The organism is Arthrobacter sp. FX8, assembly GCF_026723805.1.
Taxonomy (GTDB): domain Bacteria; phylum Actinomycetota; class Actinomycetes; order Actinomycetales; family Micrococcaceae; genus Arthrobacter.
In genome coordinates this window covers 2,443,796-2,464,779 of record NZ_CP113505.1, presented here as the reverse complement: position 1 = coordinate 2,464,779, position 20,984 = coordinate 2,443,796, and the positions used below count along the sequence as shown (strand labels likewise).

The 20,984-nt window shown below is 66.3% G+C and carries 20 protein-coding genes, 1 tRNA gene and 3 pseudogenes; 17 read left to right on the top strand and 7 right to left on the bottom strand.

Annotation, left to right across the window (positions count from 1 at the left end; all coding sequences use genetic code 11):
• Positions 1–699, bottom strand: coding sequence for a winged helix-turn-helix transcriptional regulator (locus OUO20_RS11340; RefSeq protein ID WP_018769102.1), 699 nt, complete (start codon positions 697–699; stop codon positions 1–3).
• A 339-nt stretch (positions 700–1,038) separates the two neighbouring features.
• Here OUO20_RS11340 and OUO20_RS11335 point away from each other — a divergent pair, with 339 nt between their 5' ends.
• From OUO20_RS11335 to OUO20_RS11310, 6 genes are all read left to right on the top strand, one after another.
• Positions 1,039–1,806 (top strand): hypothetical protein, encoded by a 768-nt coding sequence (locus OUO20_RS11335; protein WP_043424912.1) that lies wholly within the window; start codon positions 1,039–1,041, stop codon positions 1,804–1,806.
• Between the two features lie 173 nt (positions 1,807–1,979).
• Positions 1,980–2,588, top strand: a complete 609-nt coding sequence (locus OUO20_RS11330; protein WP_018769104.1) for an FABP family protein — start codon at positions 1,980–1,982, stop codon at positions 2,586–2,588.
• A 16-nt stretch (positions 2,589–2,604) separates the two neighbouring features.
• Positions 2,605–3,339: a flavodoxin family protein gene (locus OUO20_RS11325; protein WP_268001743.1), complete on the top strand. Its 735-nt coding sequence runs from the start codon at positions 2,605–2,607 to the stop codon at positions 3,337–3,339.
• A gap of 22 nt (positions 3,340–3,361) precedes the next feature.
• Positions 3,362–4,444 (top strand): CAF17-like 4Fe-4S cluster assembly/insertion protein YgfZ, encoded by a 1,083-nt coding sequence (ygfZ, locus tag OUO20_RS11320; RefSeq protein ID WP_268001742.1) that lies wholly within the window; start codon positions 3,362–3,364, stop codon positions 4,442–4,444.
• Positions 4,444–4,875: an ankyrin repeat domain-containing protein gene (locus OUO20_RS11315; RefSeq protein WP_018769107.1), complete on the top strand. Its 432-nt coding sequence runs from the start codon at positions 4,444–4,446 to the stop codon at positions 4,873–4,875. The genes ygfZ and OUO20_RS11315 overlap by 1 nt, the downstream gene beginning before the upstream one ends.
• 51 nt (positions 4,876–4,926) lie before the next feature.
• Complete coding sequence (locus tag OUO20_RS11310) at positions 4,927–6,450, top strand: DHA2 family efflux MFS transporter permease subunit (RefSeq protein ID WP_018769108.1); 1,524 nt, start codon at positions 4,927–4,929, stop codon at positions 6,448–6,450.
• Here OUO20_RS11310 and OUO20_RS11305 read toward each other — a convergent pair.
• The 5 genes and pseudogenes from OUO20_RS11305 to OUO20_RS11285 form a co-directional block, all read right to left on the bottom strand.
• Positions 6,412–7,128: a GNAT family N-acetyltransferase gene (locus OUO20_RS11305; protein WP_144600761.1), complete on the bottom strand. Its 717-nt coding sequence runs from the start codon at positions 7,126–7,128 to the stop codon at positions 6,412–6,414. The genes OUO20_RS11310 and OUO20_RS11305 overlap by 39 nt on opposite strands.
• Positions 7,129–7,155: 27 nt before the next feature.
• Positions 7,156–8,181, bottom strand: a complete 1,026-nt coding sequence (locus tag OUO20_RS11300) for an ATP-dependent 6-phosphofructokinase (protein ID WP_018769110.1) — start codon at positions 8,179–8,181, stop codon at positions 7,156–7,158.
• Between the two features lie 238 nt (positions 8,182–8,419).
• Positions 8,420–8,677: a PspC domain-containing protein gene (locus OUO20_RS11295; RefSeq protein WP_018769111.1), complete on the bottom strand. Its 258-nt coding sequence runs from the start codon at positions 8,675–8,677 to the stop codon at positions 8,420–8,422.
• Between the two features lie 3 nt (positions 8,678–8,680).
• Positions 8,681–8,938, bottom strand: coding sequence for a hypothetical protein (locus OUO20_RS11290; RefSeq protein WP_018769112.1), 258 nt, complete (start codon positions 8,936–8,938; stop codon positions 8,681–8,683).
• A 1-nt stretch (position 8,939) separates the two neighbouring features.
• Positions 8,940–10,639, bottom strand: a pseudogene (locus tag OUO20_RS11285) (PspC domain-containing protein).
• 125 nt (positions 10,640–10,764) lie between these two features.
• Here OUO20_RS11285 and OUO20_RS11280 point away from each other — a divergent pair.
• Positions 10,765–12,132: an ATP-binding protein gene (locus tag OUO20_RS11280; RefSeq protein ID WP_268001741.1), complete on the top strand. Its 1,368-nt coding sequence runs from the start codon at positions 10,765–10,767 to the stop codon at positions 12,130–12,132.
• The gene (locus OUO20_RS11275) at positions 12,129–12,818 is read left to right on the top strand and encodes a LuxR C-terminal-related transcriptional regulator (protein WP_018769115.1); all 690 of its coding nucleotides are present in this window, start codon (positions 12,129–12,131) and stop codon (positions 12,816–12,818) included. Before OUO20_RS11280 ends, OUO20_RS11275 begins: the two co-directional genes overlap by 4 nt.
• A gap of 155 nt (positions 12,819–12,973) precedes the next feature.
• Here OUO20_RS11275 and OUO20_RS11270 read toward each other — a convergent pair.
• A pseudogene (locus OUO20_RS11270) lies at positions 12,974–14,190 on the bottom strand (pyridoxal phosphate-dependent aminotransferase).
• A 276-nt stretch (positions 14,191–14,466) separates the two neighbouring features.
• On the opposite strand from OUO20_RS11270, the gene OUO20_RS11265 reads away from it, so the two are divergent.
• The 9 genes and pseudogenes from OUO20_RS11265 (at position 14,467) to rplL (ending at position 20,976) form a co-directional block, all read left to right on the top strand.
• Positions 14,467–14,539 (top strand) — tRNA-Trp (locus tag OUO20_RS11265).
• An 82-nt stretch (positions 14,540–14,621) separates the two neighbouring features.
• The gene (gene secE / locus OUO20_RS11260; RefSeq protein ID WP_056388913.1) at positions 14,622–14,906 is read left to right on the top strand and encodes a preprotein translocase subunit SecE; all 285 of its coding nucleotides are present in this window, start codon (positions 14,622–14,624) and stop codon (positions 14,904–14,906) included.
• Between the two features lie 115 nt (positions 14,907–15,021).
• Entirely contained in the window at positions 15,022–15,840 is an 819-nt protein-coding gene (gene nusG / locus OUO20_RS11255; RefSeq protein ID WP_018769118.1) for a transcription termination/antitermination protein NusG, read from the top strand.
• Between the two features lie 128 nt (positions 15,841–15,968).
• On the top strand, positions 15,969–16,400 hold the full coding sequence (gene rplK / locus OUO20_RS11250) for a 50S ribosomal protein L11 (protein ID WP_003803853.1): 432 nt from the start codon (positions 15,969–15,971) through the stop codon (positions 16,398–16,400).
• A gap of 178 nt (positions 16,401–16,578) precedes the next feature.
• Positions 16,579–17,286 (top strand): 50S ribosomal protein L1, encoded by a 708-nt coding sequence (gene rplA, locus OUO20_RS11245; protein WP_018769119.1) that lies wholly within the window; start codon positions 16,579–16,581, stop codon positions 17,284–17,286.
• A gap of 132 nt (positions 17,287–17,418) precedes the next feature.
• The gene (locus tag OUO20_RS11240; protein WP_018769120.1) at positions 17,419–18,516 is read left to right on the top strand and encodes a GNAT family N-acetyltransferase; all 1,098 of its coding nucleotides are present in this window, start codon (positions 17,419–17,421) and stop codon (positions 18,514–18,516) included.
• 7 nt (positions 18,517–18,523) lie between these two features.
• A pseudogene (locus tag OUO20_RS11235) lies at positions 18,524–19,641 on the top strand (GNAT family N-acetyltransferase).
• Positions 19,642–19,938: 297 nt separating this feature from the next.
• Complete coding sequence (rplJ, locus tag OUO20_RS11230; RefSeq protein WP_018769122.1) at positions 19,939–20,520, top strand: 50S ribosomal protein L10; 582 nt, start codon at positions 19,939–19,941, stop codon at positions 20,518–20,520.
• A 78-nt stretch (positions 20,521–20,598) separates the two neighbouring features.
• A complete protein-coding gene (gene rplL / locus OUO20_RS11225) occupies positions 20,599–20,976 on the top strand; it encodes a 50S ribosomal protein L7/L12 (protein ID WP_018769123.1) in 378 nt (125 codons plus the stop codon).
• The last annotated feature ends 8 nt before the right edge of the window (positions 20,977–20,984 follow it).

The following is a 20,984-nucleotide window of genomic DNA, read 5'->3' as shown; positions in this document are numbered from 1 at the left end:
TCAGGCCTCGGTGAGTTCGTCTTCCTGCTGCCGGACGAGGGTGAGGCGGTAGCCGACGTTCCTGACCGTGCTGATCAGGTTCTCGTGGTCCGCGCCGAGCTTTGCCCGGAGGCGCCGGACGTGGACGTCCACGGTGCGGGTGCCGCCGTAGTAGTCGTAGCCCCAGACTTCGGTGAGGAGCTGCTGCCGGGTGAACACGCGGCCTGGATGCTGGGCCAGGTATTTCAGGAGCTCGAACTCCTTGAACGTCAGGTTCAGCGGGGCGCCGTTGACGCGTGCCGTGTAGCTTGCCTCGTCGATGATGACGCCGGCGGCGCGGATCTCACTCGGAGCGTCTTCCTGCTCGGGGACTGCCCGGGCAACGGACAGCCGGATACGCGCCTCCACTTCGGCGGGTCCGGCGGAATCGAGGACGATGTCGTCAACGGCCCACGCGGAGGAAACGGCGGCCATGCCGCCTTCTGTGAGGATCAGGACCAGGGGGGCGCTCAGCCCGGTGGCTTTCAGGAGCTGCGTGAGTGAACGGGCGCCCACCAGGTCCTTGCGGGCATCCAGCAGGACGATGTCGCAGGGGTCTGTCTCAAGGAGGGCCGTGGGCTCGGCCGGGAGGATGTGGACCCTGTGGTTCAGCAATTCGAGGGCAGGCAGGATGTCCACCGAAGAACCGGTGCTGTTGGTCAGTAACAGGATGTGCGACATTGTTCCTCCAAGGGCCGTCCGCGCATCATTGGGCGACTGAACCGGATTCTCACCGGCCGGTACTGGCTTCCTGCACGAGGCTCTGGGCCGTCAGCACGCCGCCGGCCAGCTACCTCAGCAGGGAGCGTAGCTGAACCTTGAGTATACCCGGCGGCCTCCTCCAGGCCACAGATCCAGGCCGCGGACGGGAGCGTTTTGCGACATATGCCCTTCACATAAGGCAGGATTGAAGCAGGGCGGACCAGCCCTGCCATGAGGGGGCGGACCAGCCTTCCGGCCAACGCCAGGATGGGAAAACAGCGCAGTGAGTGCACCGACGAAGCACAGGCCGGGCCCTGCATGACGGCGGACCTGCAGGCACCCGTGCGTTCGCTGGGTTCCTGGACCATCGGCGTTGTCGGCATCGCCGGCCTGGCCGCCATCATCGCCGGGGTCTATGCCTCGCCTGAAGCACTCGTCGCCGTCGGTGTCGCCATCGCCGCCGCAGTGGGGATCGGGTGGCCGCATTTCCTCCGCATCCCCGCCAAGAAGACCCTTGCCGCCGTCATCGCCCTGCCGGGCGCAGGCGCTGCCGTGGCGGCCGGCGTGGCGCCGGCCCCGGGCTACCTGGACTGGACGCCGGCCTTCGTGGCGCTGGGAATGATGGCGGTGTTTGTGGTGCAGTTGGTCCGCGGTACGGGACAGGCCCAGCGGCTGGAGTCCACACTGGGCTGCTGCGCCGGTGTCCTGCTGTCCTGCCTCGGCGCCGGCTGGGTTGCCGGAGCGCGGTTCAACGGCGTCCGCGAAATGCTGCTTGTGGCGGCAATCAGTGCCGCGGTGGCCCTGCTGGCCGGCCTTATCCGCTGGCCGGACAGCATCATTGCTCCGCTGGGCATTGTCCTGGCGGGCCTGGCCGGGCCGCTCGCCGGACTGGTCCTGTCGGACATCGCCGTCCTGCCGGCCGCGGTCTTCGGCGTGGTGGTGGGCGCGGTCCTGGCAAGCTTCCGCAGACTGGCCACGCTCCGCGGCGCCCCGCTGAATTTTGCGGCCGCACTGAGCATGGGCCTGGCCCCCGTCTCAGCGGTGGGATCCCTCGCTTACTTCATAGACAAACTACTCATCTACTAACGGGTTAGGATGGCACCATGTCCGTACTTGCTTTTGAAATCTTCTTCCTTGTCCTGCTCGGCATCGCGAGCCTGTCCATGGCCTGGTTCGCCGGATTCGTGGTCTACCGCCTCTTCAAGGGCCAGAAGTAGCCACCCCTCTTCCGGAGCCGGCCGTATCTCGAGGTAGAACAAATGCCCATTGAGATTCCTACAGATCTGACCCCTGAACTCGTCCCCCTTTCGTGGCTCATTGGCGAGTGGGAGGGCCGCGGCCGGCTGGGCAGCGGCGACGAGGATTCGGAACACTTCCTGCAGCACGTCTCCTTCACCCACAACGGCCTGCCGTACCTGCAGTACCGGGCCGAGAGCTGGTTGACCGACGACGAGGGCACGCGCCTGCGGCCGCTCACCGTTGAGACCGGCTTCTGGGCGCTTGAACGCAAGCAGCTGGATGCCGACGGCGGCCCGGGCCTGGTGCCTGCCGACATCGTCCCGGTGTTGAAGAGTGCCGATGAGGTGGAGGCGCTGCGCAACAAGGACGGCGGCTTCGACATCTCGGTGTCCATCGCCCACCCAGGCGGCATCACCGAGCTGTACTACGGCCAGATCAAGGGCCCGCAGATCCAGTTGACCACCGACATGGTGATGCGTGGCAGCCACTCCAAGGAGTACAGTGCGGCCACCCGGATCTTTGGCCTGGTGGACGGCAACCTCCTGTGGCGGTGGGACGTGGCGACAGGCGGCGAAACCGGCAAGGGCCTTGAAGCCCACGCCTCCGCGTTCCTGCATAGAGTCTCCTGAACAGGAAAGAAACCTCATGGAAGACGGCACGGATCAAGCACGAAAGCCCAGCGGCTACGGCGACCTCAAGGCCGTCTTCTTCAACGGCACCCTGAAGAAGTCGCCGCAGACATCCAACACGGACGGGCTGATTGCCATCAGCCGCCGCATCATGGAAAAGCAGGGTGTCAGCACCAGGGTGATCCGTACCGTGGACCACGACATCGCCAGCGGTGTCTACCCGGACATGACCCAGTACGGGTGGGCCACGGACGAGTGGCCGGATCTCTATCCCGCTGTCCAGGAAGCTGACATCGTGGTGGTGGCGGGCCCCATCTGGCTCGGTGACAACTCGTCGCAGACCAGGAAACTTATCGAGCGCCTCTACGCCCACTCCGGCCAGCTCAATGACAGGGGCCAGTGGGCCTTCTATCCGAAGGTGGGCGGCTGCCTGATCACCGGCAACGAGGACGGCATCAAGCACTGTTCCATGAACATCCTCTACAGTCTTCAGCACATCGGCTTCAGCATCCCGCCGCAGGCCGACGCGGGTTGGATCGGGCCGGTTGGTCCGGGCCCAAGCTACCTGGATGAAGGCTCCGGCGGCCCGGAGAGCGACTTCACCAACCGCAACACCACCTTCATGACCTGGAACCTCCTGCACCTGGCAAGGATGCTGAAGGATGCGGGCGGCTACCCGGCCTACGGCAACCTGCCCAACGAATGGAACGCCGGTACCCATTTCGATTTCGAAAATCCGGAATACCGTTAGCCTCCAAGGACTTCTACTTCATATGACTACGCCCAGCCCCTTGTTGTCGCGCCCCGGCGCCGTCGAGGCCGGCGGCCCTGACGCCGGAGTCGCCGCCCACTACGGCGAGCCGCTGCGCGAGCAGCGCGCGCTCGCTGCCGGAACCGCCGTCGTCGACCTTTCCCACCGCGGCGTGGTCACCGTCACCGGCCCGGACCGGCTGAGCTGGCTTAATACCCTGTCCTCCCAGCAGGTGGCCGCGCTGAAGCCGGGGGAGTCCAGCGAGCTGCTGCTCCTCAGCGTCCAGGGCCGCATCGACTTTGACGCCCGGGTTGTCGACGACGGCGGGACCACGTGGCTGATCGTTGAGGCCGCCGAGGCAGCGCCGCTGGCGGAGTACCTCAACCGGATGAAGTTCATGCTGCGGGTGGAAATCGCCGACGTCTCGTCCGACTGGGCAGTCGTGGGCAGCACCCGTGCCGTCCCGGAGTGGTCCGCCCGCCTCGCCTGGCAGGACCCGTGGCCGCACGTATCCGCCGGCGGATACTCCTATGCCACCGTGTCGGAGGAGAACCATCCGGGGCTGGAGCGCCCCTGGTTCGAGTACCTCATCCCGGCCGCCGAACTGGAAGAGGCCGTCGCGGGGCGGTCTCTGGCCGGTGTCCTCGCCGCGGAAGCCCTGCGGGTCGCCGCCTGGCGCCCCCGGATCGGTGCCGAGACGGATGACAAGACCATCCCGCACGAGCTTGACCTGCTGCGCACCGCGGTGCACCTGGCCAAGGGTTGCTACAAGGGCCAGGAGACCATCGCCCGCGTCCACAACCTGGGCCACCCGCCCCGCCGGCTGGTCTTCCTGCAGCTGGACGGCTCGCAGCACACCCTCCCCGCCGCCGGCAGCCCGGTCATGGCAGGGGACCGGAAAGTCGGGACCGTCACCTCCGTGGCGCAGCACTACGAGATGGGTCCTGTGGCCCTGGCAGTCATAAAACGTTCCGTGGCCGCGGATGAGATACTGACCGTCCTGGACGGCGATGAGCCGTATGCCGCCGTCCAGGAAATCATTGTTGCCCCGGATGCCGGCCAGGTGGTGGGGCGCCAGACCGGATTCCTGAGGGGGCCACGCTGATGACCGAGCACACCGGGACCACGCCTGCCGGCGTTGGGACGACGGCAGCGGAAGGGCACGACGACGACGCGCTGGCTTTGGCGCAGGCGCTCTTCGAGGCTGCGCGTGAGGGGAGCGACGCCCTGCTGGGTGCCTACCTGGACGCCGGGGTTCCCGCGACCATGACCAACTCCGCCGGTGACTCCCTGCTCATGCTGGCCGCCTACCACGGCCACGCCGGCACCGTTGGGCTGCTCCTGCAACACGGCGCCGACGCCAACGCCGCCAACGACCGGGGCCAGACCCCGCTCGCAGGCGCCGTATTCAAGGGCTACACGGACGTGGCCCGCGTCCTGCTTGACGCCGGAGCGGATCCGGACGCCGGTGCGCCCTCGGCACGTGCCGCGGCGCAAATGTTTGCCCGCACGGAGATCCTGGACCTGCTGGGCTAGCTCTGCCCGGGTTCCGCCCGGCACCAACAAAAACTCCTGAAGGATGACCGAGTGGAAAACGTAGCAAAGCCCTGGCCGGCACTGTGGTCCCTGGTGATCGGGTTCTTCATGATCCTGATCGACACCACCATCGTGTCCGTGGCCAACCCCCGCATCATGGAGGGGCTGGACGCCGACATCAACTCGGTCATCTGGGTGACCAGCGCCTACCTGCTGGCCTACGCCGTCCCGCTGCTCATCACCGGCAGGCTGGGCGACAGGTTCGGGCCCAAGAAGCTCTACCTCTCCGGCCTGGTGGTCTTCACCCTCGCCTCGCTGTGGTGCGGCCTCTCAGGCGACGTCCGGATCCTGATCGCCGCCCGTGTCCTCCAGGGCCTTGGCGCCGCGATGATGACGCCTCAGACCATGGCCGTGATCACCCGGATCTTCCCGCCGGACCGCCGCGGCTCAGCCATGGCGGTCTGGGGCGCAACAGCGGGCATGGCGACGCTCGTCGGGCCCATCCTTGGCGGCGTCCTGGTGGACGGCCTGGGATGGGAGTGGATCTTCTTCATCAACGTGCCCATCGGCGTCGTGGGCTTCATCCTGGCGCTGCGCAACGTCCCGGCACTGAGCACCCATCCGCACCGCTTCGATATTCCCGGCGTCCTGCTGAGCGCCGTCGGGCTGTTCCTTCTGGTGTTCGGGATCCAGGAGGGCGAAACCTACAACTGGGGCACCATCACCGGGCCCATCAGCGTGTGGGGCCTGATAATCGCCGGCATCGTGGTGCTGGCTGTCTTCGTCCTGTGGCAGCGGTTCAACAAGGGCGAGCCGCTGCTGCCGCTGGCGCTGTTCCGGGACCGCAACTTCTCGCTGGCCAACATCGGGATCACCACCGTCGGCTTCACGGTGACCGCCTTCAGCCTGCCGCTGATCTTCTACTACCAGCTGGTCCGGGGCCTAACCCCCACACAGTCCGCCCTCATGATGGTGCCCATGGCACTGATCTCCGGCGGGCTTGCACCCGTGGTGGGCAAGCTGGTGGACCGCGTGAACCCGAAGTTCATCACGGCCACCGGGCTGGTGCTCATGGCGGTGGCGCTGCTGTGGAACTCGGTCCTGATGCAGCCGGATACGCCCATCCTGATGTTCCTGCTGCCCAGCGCCGTCCTGGGCTTCGCCAACGCCGGCATTTGGGCCCCGCTGAGCACCACTGCCACCAGGAACCTGCCGCCGCGCCAGGCGGGTGCCGGTTCGGGCGTGTACAACACCACCCGCCAGATCGGCGCGGTGCTGGGCAGTGCGGCCATCGCTGTGTTGATCCAGTCGCGGCTGGCCGCCGAGCTTCCCTCGGGAGGGCCGGGCGGGTCCGCCGGGGAAGGACTGGCAATGGGTGGCTCGCTGCCCGGGTTCCTGCACGCCGGATTCTCGACCGCGATGGGCCAGTCCATCCTGCTGCCCGCCGGAGTGATCCTGGTGGGGGCGGCGGTGGCACTGTTCTTCGCCAAGCCGCAGCCGGTCCAGGGCTGGGGGACGCAGGGCCAGGACCAGGCGTCAGCGAAGGTGGACGCTGGTCTGGATTCCGCCGGCTGAGAGGCCAAGCTGCCTGGCCAGTGCCAGGCAGCCGGTGTTGCTGACGTCCGCACGCCACTGAAGCGTCAGCCCGGCGGCGAGGGCCTCGTGCGCCGCGATGGATGCGGCCAGCGAGCCCAGGCCGCGCCGCCGCCATTCCGGGTCCACCAGTACACCCATGTTGGCCAGCAGGCCCTCCCATTCGCCGTACGCACCGCAGGCCAGGGGCACGCGCCTGCCGTCCTGCTCACGCACGATGGTGTAGCGGTTTTCGAGGTCGGAGAGCCCCACTTCGTTGACGTCGTCCGGCGGGCAGCGGCCCTCCAGTTCAATGGCCTCCGGGTTCCCGTGTGAGACCGTGAGTTCCCCGGAGGGCTGCTGCAGCGGCAGGTCGTCGGCGAAGAACAGGGCGGCAGCGCCGAGCCCATGGCCGCCCCGGTCCCTGGTCAGTTTCAGCAGCGTGACGTGCTGGGCCATCTCCTCGTCCGGAATGTCCGTTGCGGCTTCGATGACGCTCTGCGGGCCCACCAGCGCGGAACTGCCAAACAACCGGACGAACTCGACGGTCCGGGCCGATTCGTCCGCCCGGACGATCCGTGCCCCGGAGACCAGGGCGTCCCCGAACGCGTCGTCGTCAAGGCCCAGCCGGCGTGCCCACGCCAGCTGGATGATGGCCGCTGAGCCGGGATCGAGTGTCATGGTCCCAGCCTAGGGCGGCCCACTGACTTAGCCGAACAGGACCGCGGCTTCGTCGTAGCGGTTTTGCGGGACGGTCTTCAGCTGGCCCAGGGCCTCTTCGAAGGCAACGTGCCGGATGTCGGTGCCCTTGAGCGCCACCATGGTGCCCCAGTAGCCTTCCACCACGGAATCGATGGCAGCCATGCCAAGCCGGGTGGCCAGGACCCGGTCGAAGGCCGACGGGACGCCGCCGCGCTGGATGTGGCCCAGGATGGTGGCGCGGGTTTCAATGCCGGTGCGTGCCTCCAGTTCGGGGGCGAGCTGGTCCGCGATGCCGCCCAGCCGGGGACGGCCGAAGGTGTCCAGGCCGCGCTCGGAGTGCGGGCTTTCCATGTGCTCGGGTACGAAGCCTTCGGCCACCACCACCAGGGGCGCGCGGCCACGATGATGGGCTTCCTTGACCCATTCGGTGATCTGCTCGATGCTGACCTTCTGCTCCGGGATCAGGATGGCGTGCGCGCCTGCGGCCATGCCGGCGTGCAGGGCGATCCAGCCCACGTGCCGGCCCATCACTTCGGCAATCATGCAGCGGTGGTGGGATTCGCCGGTGGTGCGGAGCCGGTCAATGGCTTCGGTGGCGATCTGCACGGCAGTGTCGAACCCGAAGGTGTAATCGGTGGCGTCAAGGTCGTTGTCAACGGTCTTGGGGACGCCGACGATCTTGAGTCCGGCGTCGGTCAGGCGCTTGGCGGCGGCGAGTGTTCCCTCACCACCGATGGCGATGATGGCGTCGATGCCCAGCCGGTCCATGTGGGCCTTGATGGCCTCCGGGCCGCCGCCGTTTTCGAACGGGTTGGTGCGGGAAGTGCCAAGGATGGTGCCGCCCTGCTTGGCGATGCCGCGGACCATGGTGCGGGGGATGTCGATGATGTCCCCCTCCACCACACCCCGCCATCCATCGCGGAATCCGACGAATTCCTGGCCGTGGACGGCGATGCCCTTAAGCACGGCGCCTCGGATCACGGCGTTCAGTCCGGGGCAGTCGCCACCGCTGGTGAGGATTCCAATTTTCATGTTCGGCTCAAATCCTGGAGAGAAGGTTTACAGGCAGAGCGCCACGCTGAGCTCACCTAGAAGTGTAATGGGGTGTGTGGGGTACGACACAAACCGGTTACATGGGGGTGCCCGGGCCGGGCAGTGCCGGGACAGGAAAGGCCCCTGCTGTCGGAGAGTGTCCGCGAAAGCAGGGGCCGTGGTCCTGGCCGATTTCTGGTGCCGGCGCCAGTGTGTCCGGCGCCGGCGACTTGGCTGGTCAGGGCCGGTTGAGCGACCGGCGGTCCAGGAACGTCTGGAGCAGGATCTCGTTGCGCTGGTCCGGGAGGATCACCCAGGCCAGGAGGTAGAAGATCACGGCAGGTCCGGGGAGCAGGCAGAACAGCAGGAATGCGATGCGGACGTAGGCGACGTCGACGTTGAGCTTGGCCGCGATGCCGCCCAGCACTCCGCCGAGCCACCGCTGTGGGCCGCGCTGCAGGCCAAGGCCCCTGACAATGCTGAAGAACTTATCCATGGTTCAAGACTTCCCTGTAGTTGATGCGTTGTCACGTTTGCGGGCTGAGAGCAGGCCGCCGGCCACCAGGGCCACACCTGCGCCGATCATGAGGCCGATCAGGACGTAGGTGCCATTGAGTGTCACGATGCCCAGCTGCGCCACGATGATGAGTGCGGCCAGCGCCAGGACGATCAGTCCCCACACCACCGTCCCCACCCTCGCCGGTGCCGGTCCGGCGGGGTCTTGGCCCGCCGTCGTCGGAATGTTGCTGCTGTCCATGTCAGTTGCCTTCCTGGATTGTGACGTTGCTGAACGTGCCGTCGATCCGCACCACCAGGTGGTTGCCGGGCTTGTCCGCGTTGTAGCTGCTTTCGCGGGTGGTGGTGCCGCCGCGCTGGCCGGTGGCCTCGTTAAGGTTTCCCATGGTCATGTCCGCCTTGATGTCGACGGGCAGGTTCTGCGGGATCACCACGGTCACGTTGCTGGCGGTGATGTCCAGGGGAACCACGACGTCGGACGTCAGGGGGCGGTGGGTGACAGGCCCGTGAGGTCCACGGTGCCCCGCCCGGCGGTGATGTCGATGCCGCCGCGTGCCTCCTCAATGCTTGCCGGGTTCCAGTCCACCTGCTGGAAACGCATCCGGCCGTCGTCCAGCGTGTTGTAGATGCCGCCGGTAACCAGGGCGATTACGGCAAAGAGGCTCAGGACGCCGGAGGTGCGGCCGCGGAAACCCGCCACCAGGATGCCCAGGCCTAGCACTGCTGCCGCGCTGGCCCACACGATGGCGTTGGCGGAGCCGCCCAGGTCGATGATGTTTGCGGCATCCAGCGCCTTGAGGCCACCGCCCACCACCAGGGCCGAGCCCGTGGCGATGGCGACGGCGGGAGCGCCGGGGCCGGACGGCCGGGGCTTTGGCGGTTGCGGGGGCACCCACGGTGCGGGGTAGCTGCTTCCACCGGGAACGCCGCTGCCCGGCCCGCCTGTGCCCGGCCCGCCGCTGCCCGGCCCGCCTGTGCCCGGCCCGCCTGGGCCTGTGCTGCCTGAACCGGAGCCGTTTGGGCCGGCGGAGGTGCCTCCGACGGGAACACCGGTTCCGATAGGAGTGCCGTGTCCGCCCGGGCCATAGATACCGGTGGACGCTGAGCTGGTGGGGCCGCCGCTGTACCGGGGCGCCGCCGGGAAGCCGGGCGCCGGCCCGGAGGGCGTGCCTGCGGAGAACGACGAGGTGTAGTCCGCGCCCGGGCGTCCGGCCGGGTGGCCCGCGCCGGGGGCTGCCTGCGTGTGGCCGGCCATGGTGGGGTGGGACTTGTTGCGCTGGGAAAGGTAGTAGACCAAATAGATTGCGCCGGCCACCCAGAAGACGGTCCAGAGCAGTCCGCTGAGGCCGTTATGGCTCCAGCCCCAGAAGCCTCCGCCCAGGCCGGTGAGACCCAGGACCGTGGCAATCAGGGAGCCCGTCATGCCACTGGACCAGCGTCCGGCGCCGGCTTCCTGGACGTGGATCCGGCCGTCCGGTTCCGGCAGGAACGCCCATGCCAAGCCATAGAAGAACACGCCAATGCCGGCCAGGAGAGTGAGGACAATGAAGGCGCCGCGGATGATGATCGGGTCCACGTTCAGCCGGTGGGCGATTCCGCTGCAGACGCCGCCGACCCAACGGTCGTTGCCCCGGTAAATGCCGTTGCTGCGGATCCAGCCGAAGAAGTCGGTGGAAGGAGTTGGGGCGGTGGGGCTGCTGCGGTAGGCATAGCCCTGGGTGTTATCAGCGGGATCAGGGCCCGGTCCGGCACCCGGATCAGCTGAGGGACCGGCGCCAAGACCACCTGACGGGCCGGCCGCGGGACCGGCACCCGGGCCAACCTCAGGCTCCGGAGGCGTTGCAGGGGAGGACGGCAGCGGCTCCGTGGGCCGCTCGCTGTCGGATCCGGGGATGGCCCCGGCAGGGTGTTCGTCGTCAGGGGAGGGGGTCTGCGAGTTCATACCTCGATCCTCCCGTCCGGGCCCGTCGCCGCTCTACTGGGGGATACCCTGAACGGCCCCTGAGCTGTCCCCGGTAAGCGGCCGGATACGGTCCGGGCAACCCTGATCCGTGTTTGGATTGATCCATGACAACCCTCCCGGTGCGCCCGCCCCTGGCACGGAGCAGCGACCGTGTCATCGCCGGCGTCTGCTCCGGCCTCGCCGCGCACCTGGGCTGGCCGGTCAAGAATGTCCGGCTGGGCATGGTCCTCGCCTCCTTCGCAGGCGGGGCCGGCCTGGTCTTCTACGCATGGCTCTGGATCATGGTGCCCACCGCGGACGAGGCCGCGCGCCGCAACGCCCGCCGGCCGGCGTCGCCCATTGCTCCCGCCGTCAGCCAGCTGGGACCGGGCCAGCCGCAGCAGGCCCAGCCGGCGCAGGAGACGGCGTCCGACGGCGGAACACCAGCAGGTGCCGATGGGCCCGTTCCGGCCGGAGCGGGAGCCTCCGGAGAGCCCCCTTGGTTCCGGGCGCGCGGGATGCGGTACGGCAAGGAAATCCTGCTGGGCTGCGGGCTCCTGCTGGTGGCCGGCATCATGATTGCCCAGATGCTGGGCGTGGACGTGTCCCTGGGGACGCTGATCCCGGCTGCAGCTGTGCTGGGCGGCGCGTCGATCGCCTGGATGCAGCTGGATGAGACGCGCCGCGCAGGGCTGGTGGACAAGACCAAAGCGGACCAGGCCGGCGGGTGGGGCAGGCTCGCTGCAGGACTGGCGCTGGTGGTGGCAGGGGTCCTGGTGATGGTGTCCGGCTCGGGCTCCTGGGAACAGACCTGGCTGGCGCTGTTGGCGTCCGTGGCCGTCCTGGGCGGCGTGGTGCTGGTCCTGTTGCCGTGGGCGCTGAAGTTCTGGCGGGACCTGGAATCGGAACGAGCCGGCCGGATCCGGGAGACGGAACGGGCGGAGATCGCTGCCCACCTCCACGATTCCGTGCTGCAGACACTGGCCCTGATCCAGCGGCGCGCCGGCAACGAGCATGACGTGGTCCGCCTGGCCCGTGCCCAGGAACGCGAGCTGCGCGGCTGGCTGTTCCAGGACCCCGGCCGTGAAAGCGGTCAGCTTTCAGACCGGATCAAGGCTGTTGCGGCGGAGGTGGAGGACCTGCTTGGCAACGCCGTGGAGGTGGTCACCGTGGGTGACGCCGCCATGACCGAGGCGCACGAAGCAATGGTCCAGGCAAGCCGGGAGGCCATGCTCAACGCCTCGCGGCACGGCGGCGGAACCGTCTCGGTCTACCTTGAGGCATCGGACGGGCAGGCTGAGATCTTCATCAAGGACAGGGGACCCGGTTTCCAGCTGGGGGACGTCCCGGCGGACCGCCTCGGTATCAGGGAATCGATCATCGGCAGGATGAAACGGCATGGCGGCTCGGCGGCCATCCTCAGCACGGGGGATGGTACCGAGGTCCGCCTGAGGCTGCCGGCTGCAGCAGAACACGCGGAAGGAAAATCATGAACACGACCCAGGGGACAAGTACCGGAAGCGCCCGGCCGGCAAACTCCGTGAGGGTGGTCATCGTGGACGATCACGCCATCTTCCGGTCCGGGCTGAAAGCTGACCTCGACGCCGGCATCCAGGTGGTGGGGGAGGCCGCCACCGTTGAACAGGCCATTGCCGTGATCGCCCAGCAGCGGCCCGACGTCGTTCTTCTCGATGTCCACCTGCCCGGAGGACTGGGCGGCGGCGGCCGGGAAGTCATCGCCGGCTCCGCCGCGCTCCTGTCCACCACCCGTTTCCTGGCATTGAGCGTCTCCGACGCTGCGGAGGACGTGGTGGCCGTCATCCGCGCCGGTGCCCGCGGATACGTCACCAAGACCATCTCCGGTGCCGAGATCACCGACGCCGTGTTCCGGGTGGCCGGCGGCGACGCGGTCTTCTCCCCACGCCTTGCCGGGTTCGTCCTGGACGCCTTCGGCACCGCTCCTGCGGATATTGCCGATGACGAGCTGGACAAGCTCTCCGCCCGGGAACTTGAGGTCATGCGCCTCATCGCCCGCGGCTACAGCTACAAGGAGGTGGCCAAGGAGCTCTTCATCAGCATCAAGACGGTGGAGACCCACGTGTCAGCCGTGCTGCGCAAGCTCCAGCTCTCAAGCCGCCACGAACTGACCAAGTGGGCAGCCGAGCGCCGCCTCCTCTAGACGCCCCATCAGATCCTGCGCCTTAAACCCAAACGCCCCATCATCTTTCGGGCCTTAAAACCAAACGCCCCATCAGATCCTGCGCCTTAAACCCAAACGCCCCATCACCAGGTGATGGGGCGTTTGGGTTGTTCCTGCGGAAGGTGATGGAGCGACTACTGGGCCTTGCCCAGGAAGTCCTGCAGGCGCTGGACGCCCGTGGCGAGGTCGTCGTCGCCCAGGGCGTAGGACAGGCGCAGGTAGCCCGAGGGGCCGAAGGCTTCGCCGGGAACCACTGCCACCTCAACCTCGTCAAGGATGAGCGAGGCCAGTTCCGCGGAGGTCTGCGGCGTGGCCGTACCGGACGCGGTCGGGAATTCCTTGCCCAGCAGGGCACGGACGTCCGCGTACACGTAGAAGGCGCCCTTCGGCGTCGGGCATTCCACTCCGTCGATCGCGTTCAGTCCTGCCACGATCGCCTTGCGCCGGCGGTCGAACGCAACCTTCATTTCGTCCACGGCGGTCAGCGGACCCGACACGGCGGCGAGGGCGGCGATCTGCATGATGTTGGACACGTTGGAGGTGGCGTGCGACTGCAGGTTGGTGGCAGCCTTGATGACGTCGGCCGGGCCGATCATCCAGCCCACGCGCCACCCGGTCATGGCGTACGTCTTGGCAACGCCGTTGAGGATGACCACCTTGTCGCCCAGTTCGGGGGCCGCGGTGGCGATCGACGTGAACGGCACGCCGTCGTAGGTCAGGTGCTCATAGATTTCGTCCGTGACCACCCACAGGCCCTTGGCGGCGGCCCACTTGCCGATTTCCGCCACCTGCTCAGGGGAGTAGACGGCGCCGGTGGGGTTCGACGGCGAGACGAACAGCAGGATCTTGGTGCGGTCCGTCACGGCTGCTTCGAGCTGTTCGACGGTCACCAGGTAGTCCTGTTCGGGGCCGGCGAAAACCTCCACGGGGACGCCGCCGGCGAGCCGGATGGCCTCCGGGTACGTGGTCCAGAACGGGGTGGGAACGATGACTTCGTCGCCCGGATCCACCAGGGTGGCGAAGGTGTTGTAGACGGCCTGCTTGCCGCCGTTGGTGACCAGGACCTGGGAGGGGTCCACCTGGTAGCCGGAATCGCGGAGGGTCTTCTCGGCGATGGCCTTCTTCAGCTCGGGCAGGCCGCCGGCGGGGAGTAGCGGTGGAACTTGGGCTGCCCTGCAGCCTCGATGGCCGCCTGCACGATGTAGTCCGGGGTGGGGAAGTCGGGTTCACCCGCGCCGAAGCCAATAACGGGCCGGCCAGCTGCCTTCAGCGCCTTGGCCTTGGCATCGACGGCCAGGGTTGCGGATTCGGCAATTGCGGAAATGCGTTGGGAAACGCGGGCGGCAGACATGGCAGGTCCGTTCTTCGCTTGCAGCCGGGTGGCTGGAATGTGGGATTCGACGAGTTCTACTCTATGCTGTTCACCGGACCCTCCGGGGAGCCGGTTTTGATTTATGACTGCCCTGCGCAGCACCTTTCAGGCCGGACTTCGGACGGACCGGGCCGGGCTGGTTTTACCTACGCGAAGTTCTTGCGTAGACTGGTTCACCGGTGTTGAAACACGGATGATGACGTGCGCCCCAGTTCAAGCTGGTGTTGGGTCGTCAAAGAGTGGAATTCACTCCATAGGGTAGTGGCGCAATTGGTAGCGCAGCGGTCTCCAAAACCGCAGGTTGCAGGTTCGAGTCCTGTCTGCCCTGCGCAAGCTGCTCCGGGCGAAAGCCCGGGGCAGGCGCAGCAACCATGGTTCTGATCAGGGCCGGGTAATCCACCATTGCAAAGATGAGCGAGGACCAGGTGACCGAAACAGCTGCCAGCAGCTCCAAGGGCCGCCCAGCTAAGAAGGAAGCCAAGGCAAACTTCTTCGCCCGCATTGCACTCTTTGTCCGCCAGATTATCGGCGAACTGAAGAAGGTTGTTGCCCCCACCCGCAAGGAACTGATCAACTACACGCTCGTGGTGCTGGTGTTCGTGGCCATCATGATGGTCATCGTCAGCCTGCTGGACATTGGTTTCGGAACCGCTGTCAGCTGGATCTTCGGCGGTACCGGCCCCAAGGACAGCTAAGGCTGCACAGTCCGCAGGCCGCGTGTTCCATCCGGGAAACCGGAAGGGATGCGCCGGTGTGCGGGATTGAGCCATTTAAATAGGCATGTTAGGCAATGAGGAAGCAGGAGACCAAGTGTCTGAGCAGGAGCTCGAGGTAACCGAGACGGGGCTGGAAGAATCCCCGGACGTCACGGCAGAAGCCGGTGAAGAGTCCGAGGTTGAGTCCTCCACGCCCGAATCCGACGACGCCGCCTCCGACGTGGTAGTTGCTGCCGAAGGCGATGCATCAGACGCTGACGGGGAAGACGAGTCCGCCGACGCCCTCGCCGCCGCGGCAGCAGCTGCAGCCGTGGATCCCGCTGAGGAGTTCAAGGCCAAGCTGCGCCGCCAGGAAGGTGACTGGTACGTCATCCACTCGTACGCAGGTTACGAAAACCGCGTGAAGGCCAACCTTGAAACCCGCATCCAGACCCTGGACATGGAAGATTACATCTTCGAAATCCAGGTGCCCATGGAAGAAGTCGTGGAGATCAAGAACGCCCAGCGCAAGGTGATCAACCGCGTCCGCATCCCCGGCTACGTCCTGGTCCGCATGGACCTGACCGACGCCTCCTGGGGCGCCGTCCGCCACACCCCCGGCGTCACCGGATTCGTGGGCAACGCCCACAACCCGGTCCCGCTGCGCCTTGACGAGGTCTTCTCCATGCTCGCCCCTGTCTTCGAAGAGGAACAAGCCGAGAAGGGCAAGCCGGTCAACAAGCAGAACCAGGCTCCCGTGGCCGTCGACTTCGAGGTCGGTGAATCCGTCATCGTCAAGGAAGGTCCCTTCGAGACCCTTCCCGCCACGATCTCCGAGATCAAGCCCGAGTCCCAGACCCTCGTGGTGCTGGTCTCCATCTTCGAGCGCGAAACGCCCGTCACCCTGGCGTTCAACCAGGTCACCAAGATCTGAGAATCCTAGAATTCGTCCCGGCGCCGCCCGCTTAGCTGCACCGGAACGGCCGGCCGCCTTGCCATGGCGGCCAAAAACCTGAGGCACGCTCCTGTGCCCCAGGACGTTATTGAGAGAAGGACCCTACATTGGCTCCCAAGAAGAAGGTCACCGGCCTCATCAAGCTGCAGATCCAGGCAGGTGCCGCCAACCCGGCCCCGCCGATCGGTCCTGCGCTTGGCCAGCACGGTGTCAACATCATGGAATTCTGCAAGGCGTACAACGCTGCGACGGAAGCCCAGCGCGGAAACGTCATCCCCGTGGAAATCACGGTCTACGAAGACCGTTCCTTCACGTTCATTACCAAGACCCCGCCGGCTGCAGAACTCATCAAGAAGGCTGCAGGCGTCGCCAAGGGTTCAGCAACTCCGCACACCGTCAAGGTTGCCAAGCTGACCCAGGCCCAGGTCAACGAGATCGCCTCCACCAAGATGGAAGACCTCAACGCCACCAGCCTCGAAGGCGCAGCGAAGATCATCGCCGGCACCGCCCGCTCCATGGGCATCACCGTCGAGGGCTAACCACCCTTCCCGCTGTCCAGCGTCAGGTAGTTGACGACGACGGGCGGCACCGCCGGGACACCGGCACCAAACACATTGAAATGTTGGTCATCCGGGCCGGATAACGAACCGGATCACCGACTGTGGCAGGGCCCAGCGCGGTCCGCAGACCACAACTGCACAAGGAGAAATAAGCAGCATGGCAAAGCGCAGCAAAGCATATGAGGCAGCAGCCGCCAAGATCGACGCGGAGAAGCACTACGCGCCGTTCGAGGCAGTAACGCTGGCCAAGGACACCAACCCGTCCAAGTTCGACGCCACGGTTGAGGTTGCCTTCCGCCTCGGCGTTGACCCCCGCAAGGCCGACCAGATGGTCCGCGGCACCGTCAACCTGCCCCACGGCACCGGTAAGACGGCCCGCGTCCTGGTCTTCGCCACGGGCGACAAGGCTGAGGCCGCAATCGCAGCCGGCGCCGACTTCGTTGGTTCCGACGACCTGATCGAAAAGATCGCCGCCGGCTGGACCGACTTCGACGCCGCCGTTGCCACCCCTGACCTCATGGGCAAGGTTGGCCGCCTCGGTAAGGTCCTGGGTCCGCGTAACCTGATGCCGAACCCCAAGACGGGCACCGTGACCCCCGACGTCACCAAGGCCGTCAACGACATCAAGGGTGGAAAGATCGACTTCCGCGTCGACAAGCACTCCAACCTGCACTTCATCATCGGCAAGGTTTCCTTCGACGCCGTGAAGCTGGCCGAGAACTACGCAGCCGCACTGGAAGAGGTCCTTCGCCTCAAGCCGTCCGCATCCAAGGGCCGCTACATCCAGAAGGCCACCGTGGCCACCACGTTCGGCCCGGGCATCTCCGTTGACCCCAACGTCACCAAGGTGCTCACCGAGGCGTAAATCCTCAGCAGCGTCCCGTGCCTTCCGGCACTTCTGAAGGGACCGTCCGGCTACCAGCCGGGCGGTCCCTTCAGGCGTTAAAGGCCGCTTGCGCACCCTCGACAGCCGTCCACGGCTGGCTACGCTTGGGGAATGACGCAGCCGAACGCCCTGGTGATTTCCGCCGTCGTTGTTCCTCCGTCAACCGAGGGCGGCAGCGACTTTCAGGACTTCAACGACTGCCAGTCAATGCGGGAAGCGCACGAACTGCAGACATGGGGCGACCTTGACCGTGGCTACACCTACGCGGAGGAGGTGGAACACTGGCGCGGCACCGCATACGAGGCGCGGCACCTCTTTGTCGCCCGGCTGGGCAAGGAACCGGTGGGCATGTGTTCGGTGACGCTGCCCCTGCGGGAGAACACCGCCACGGCAGGGATCAACGTCCTGGTGGCGCCGGCCTTCCGGCGGCGCGGGCTGGGGCGGCGGCTCCTTGACCACGCGGAGAAGGTGGCCCGCGCCAACAACCGGACGTCGCTGGATGGCTACTTTGAACTCCCTGCCCGCCTGGTGGATGACGCGGGTCCGCTGGTACCTGCCATGTCGCGGGCCGGGGGACTTCCTTTGGCTGACCCGGCCACCTCCTTCGCCCTGTCCGCCGGGTACCGGCTGGAACAGGTGGAGCGTTCCAGCCGGCTCGACCTCCCCGTTCCGGGACAACTGCTGGCGCGGCTGGAGGCTGATGCCCTCAGCCACGCCGGCCATTATGGGCTGACGGCCTGGGACGTGCACTGTCCGGACCCGTTGATCGCCCGGTACGCCGCCCTGCGGGCACAAATGAGCACCGATGCGCCCACCGCCGGGATGGACTGGGAACGCGAGGACTGGGACGCCGCCCGCGTCCGGGACGATGAGCAGGCGCTGGCCAGGAGCGGCGTGCACTCATCCGTGGCGGCGGCCCTGCACCCCCGCACCGGTGAGCTGGTGGCCTATACCGTCCTGACCTGGCGGCCGCTGGTGCCGGGGTCGCTGCTCCAGCAGGACACCCTGGTCTCGGAGGAACACCGCGGCCACCGGCTGGGCATGCTGGTCAAGGTGGCCAACCTCCGCCGCGCACAGGAAAAGTGGCCCCGGGCGCGCTCGGTCCTGACATGGAATGCCAGCGAAAACCAGCATATGCTGGCGATAAATACCGCACTTGGATTCAGGCCCGCTGGCTATGAAGGTGAGTGGCAGAAACGGCTGGGATGATGCCCGAATGGCAATAGACGTAAAGATCGAGCAGCTTTGGATCCCCGACTCACTGGACACCCCCGACGCAGCGGACTTCCTTGCCGCCGTCGAAGTCGGCCGCAAGGTGCGGATGGCCACGTGGGGCAGCGACGATCTGGCTTACGGTCCACTGGAGAAGCTGCTTGAGTTCGCGGATCCGTATGAGCGCCAGCTGATCCTCGTGGCCAAGGTGGATGGCACCATTGTGGGAACGGTGGACATTGCACTGCCGCTGACTGACCACCTGGACCTCGCCGAACTCACTTTGGACATCCTCCCCGAGTACCAGCGGCAGGGCGTGGGACGGCGGCTGCTGGAGGCAGCCGAACAACTGGCAAGGGGGAAGGGCGCAGCATGATCCTGGTGGACACCAACCACCCCGGCGCGTCCCTGTCTGAGTTTGAACAGGCCCTGCTGGTTCCCGGTACCGGCCAGGGGTTCGTGCCGCTGGAGAGCCGCGAAGTGGAGTTCGCGCAGAAGACCGGATACACGCTGCAGCACATCGAGCAGTTCAGCTCCTGCCGCTTGCCGCTGGACAGCAAGCTGGTGGCGGACCTCCAGGCTGAGGCCGACGAAGCAAACAACGGCAGGTACAGGCTGCACCACTGGACCGACCGCTGCCCGGAACGCTGGCTGGAGGCCGTGGCCGTCCTGGAAAACCAGGCCGGGGCCGATTTGGATCCCTCGCTGGACGCGCCCGTTGAGCAGGAGATGGTGTTCGACGGCGGCATCCTGCGGGAGGCGGAGGACGTCGCCATCGCGCAGGGCCGCAGAACGGTGGTCACCGCCGTCGAGCACATCGCCACCGGAGCCCTGGTGGGACTGACCACCATCACCGTGCTGGCGCACCGGGCCGACGTCGTGTTCCAGGACGACACCCTGGTGCTGCAGGAACACCGCGGCAACAAGCTGGGCCTGCTGATTAAGGTGGCCAACATGGAGCGGCTCAGCGAGCAGTTTCCTGACGCCCGCATCATCTACACCTGGAACGCGCCGGAGAACCGGTACCTCCTGACCGTCAACAGGCAGCTCGGCTTCCAGACGGCCGGCGTCACCGGGATCTGGCAAAAAGAGCTCCCCACGTTGCACACCAGTACCAGCTGAGCCCCCGATTTGGCGGAGCGGCAACGCCTCGCGTAAGCTGGGAGTACCAAAGACCGTCGGTTGTTGGAAATCCACTCTCCTGAACATGGCTCAACTCTGCAGTTGTGCTCCGGAGGCCACAGTGGGTTTCCGGACGAAGGACCCTCAACGCAGGGCGGCCGGCGCAGGTGAACGAAGCAAAGCTCCGCGGTTCAGCCGTGTTGAGCCAAGCCCCGTGCATCTGCGCGGGGCGTTTATAGTTTTAGCTCTCTTGAGCGGGGACCGTCGAATACCGGCACTATCCCCGGAAGGAGGGTTATGGCAACGCCTACCAAGGTTTCAGCAGTAGCTGAGATCACTAACGATTTCAAGGAATCGAACGCCGCTGTCCTGACCGAATACCGCGGGCTCACCGTTGCACAGCTCAAGCAGCTGCGTGTTTCTCTCGGCCAGGACACCAAGTTCGCGGTCGTCAAGAACACCCTGACCGCCATTGCAGCCAAGGAAGCCGGCGTCGAAGCATTCGACGGCCAGCTTGCCGGCCCCACTGCAATCGCGTTCATCAAGGGTGACGCAGTTGCCGCTGCCAAGAGCCTGACGGATTTTGCCAAGGCCAACAAGCAGCTGGTCATCAAGACCGGTTACTTCGAGGGCAAGGCGCTGGACGCCACCGAGGTTGCCGCACTTGCTGCCCTCGAGTCCCGTGAGCTGCAGCTCGCCAAGGTTGCAGGTGTCCTCAAGGCACCGGCCGCCGCAGCTGCACGCATCATCGACGCACTGCGCCTCAAGCTTGAAGAAGAGAACGGTGCACCGGCAGCTGCCGAAGCGCCCGCCGCTGAAGAAGCCCCCGCCGCTGAAGCTGAAGCTGCCGCTGAAGCTCCCGCTGCCGAAGAGAACTGATTCTCTTACCCCCACCAGACTCCGGTGCCCCTCAGGCCATGCGCCATTGCGGACACCACAACAGGAAGGACGCCTACCATGGCGAAGCTCAGCAACGAAGAGCTCATTGAAGCTTTCAAGGAACTGACCATCATCGAGCTCTCCGAGTTCGTCAAGCTCTTCGAAGAGACCTTCGAAGTTACCGCCGCTGCTGTTGCAGTTGCCGGCCCCGCCGGTGGCGGAGCTGCTGAAGAGGTTGAAGAGAAGACCGACTTCGACGTCATCCTCGAAGCTGCCGGCGACAAGAAGATCGCAGTCATCAAGGAAGTTCGCGCCATCACCTCCCTCGGCCTCAAGGAAGCCAAGGACCTGGTTGACGGTGCCCCCAAGGCTGTCCTCGAAGGCGCCAACAAGGAAGCTGCCGAGAAGGCCAAGGAGCAGCTCGAGGCTGCAGGCGCCACCGTTACCCTCAAGTAACAACGCCT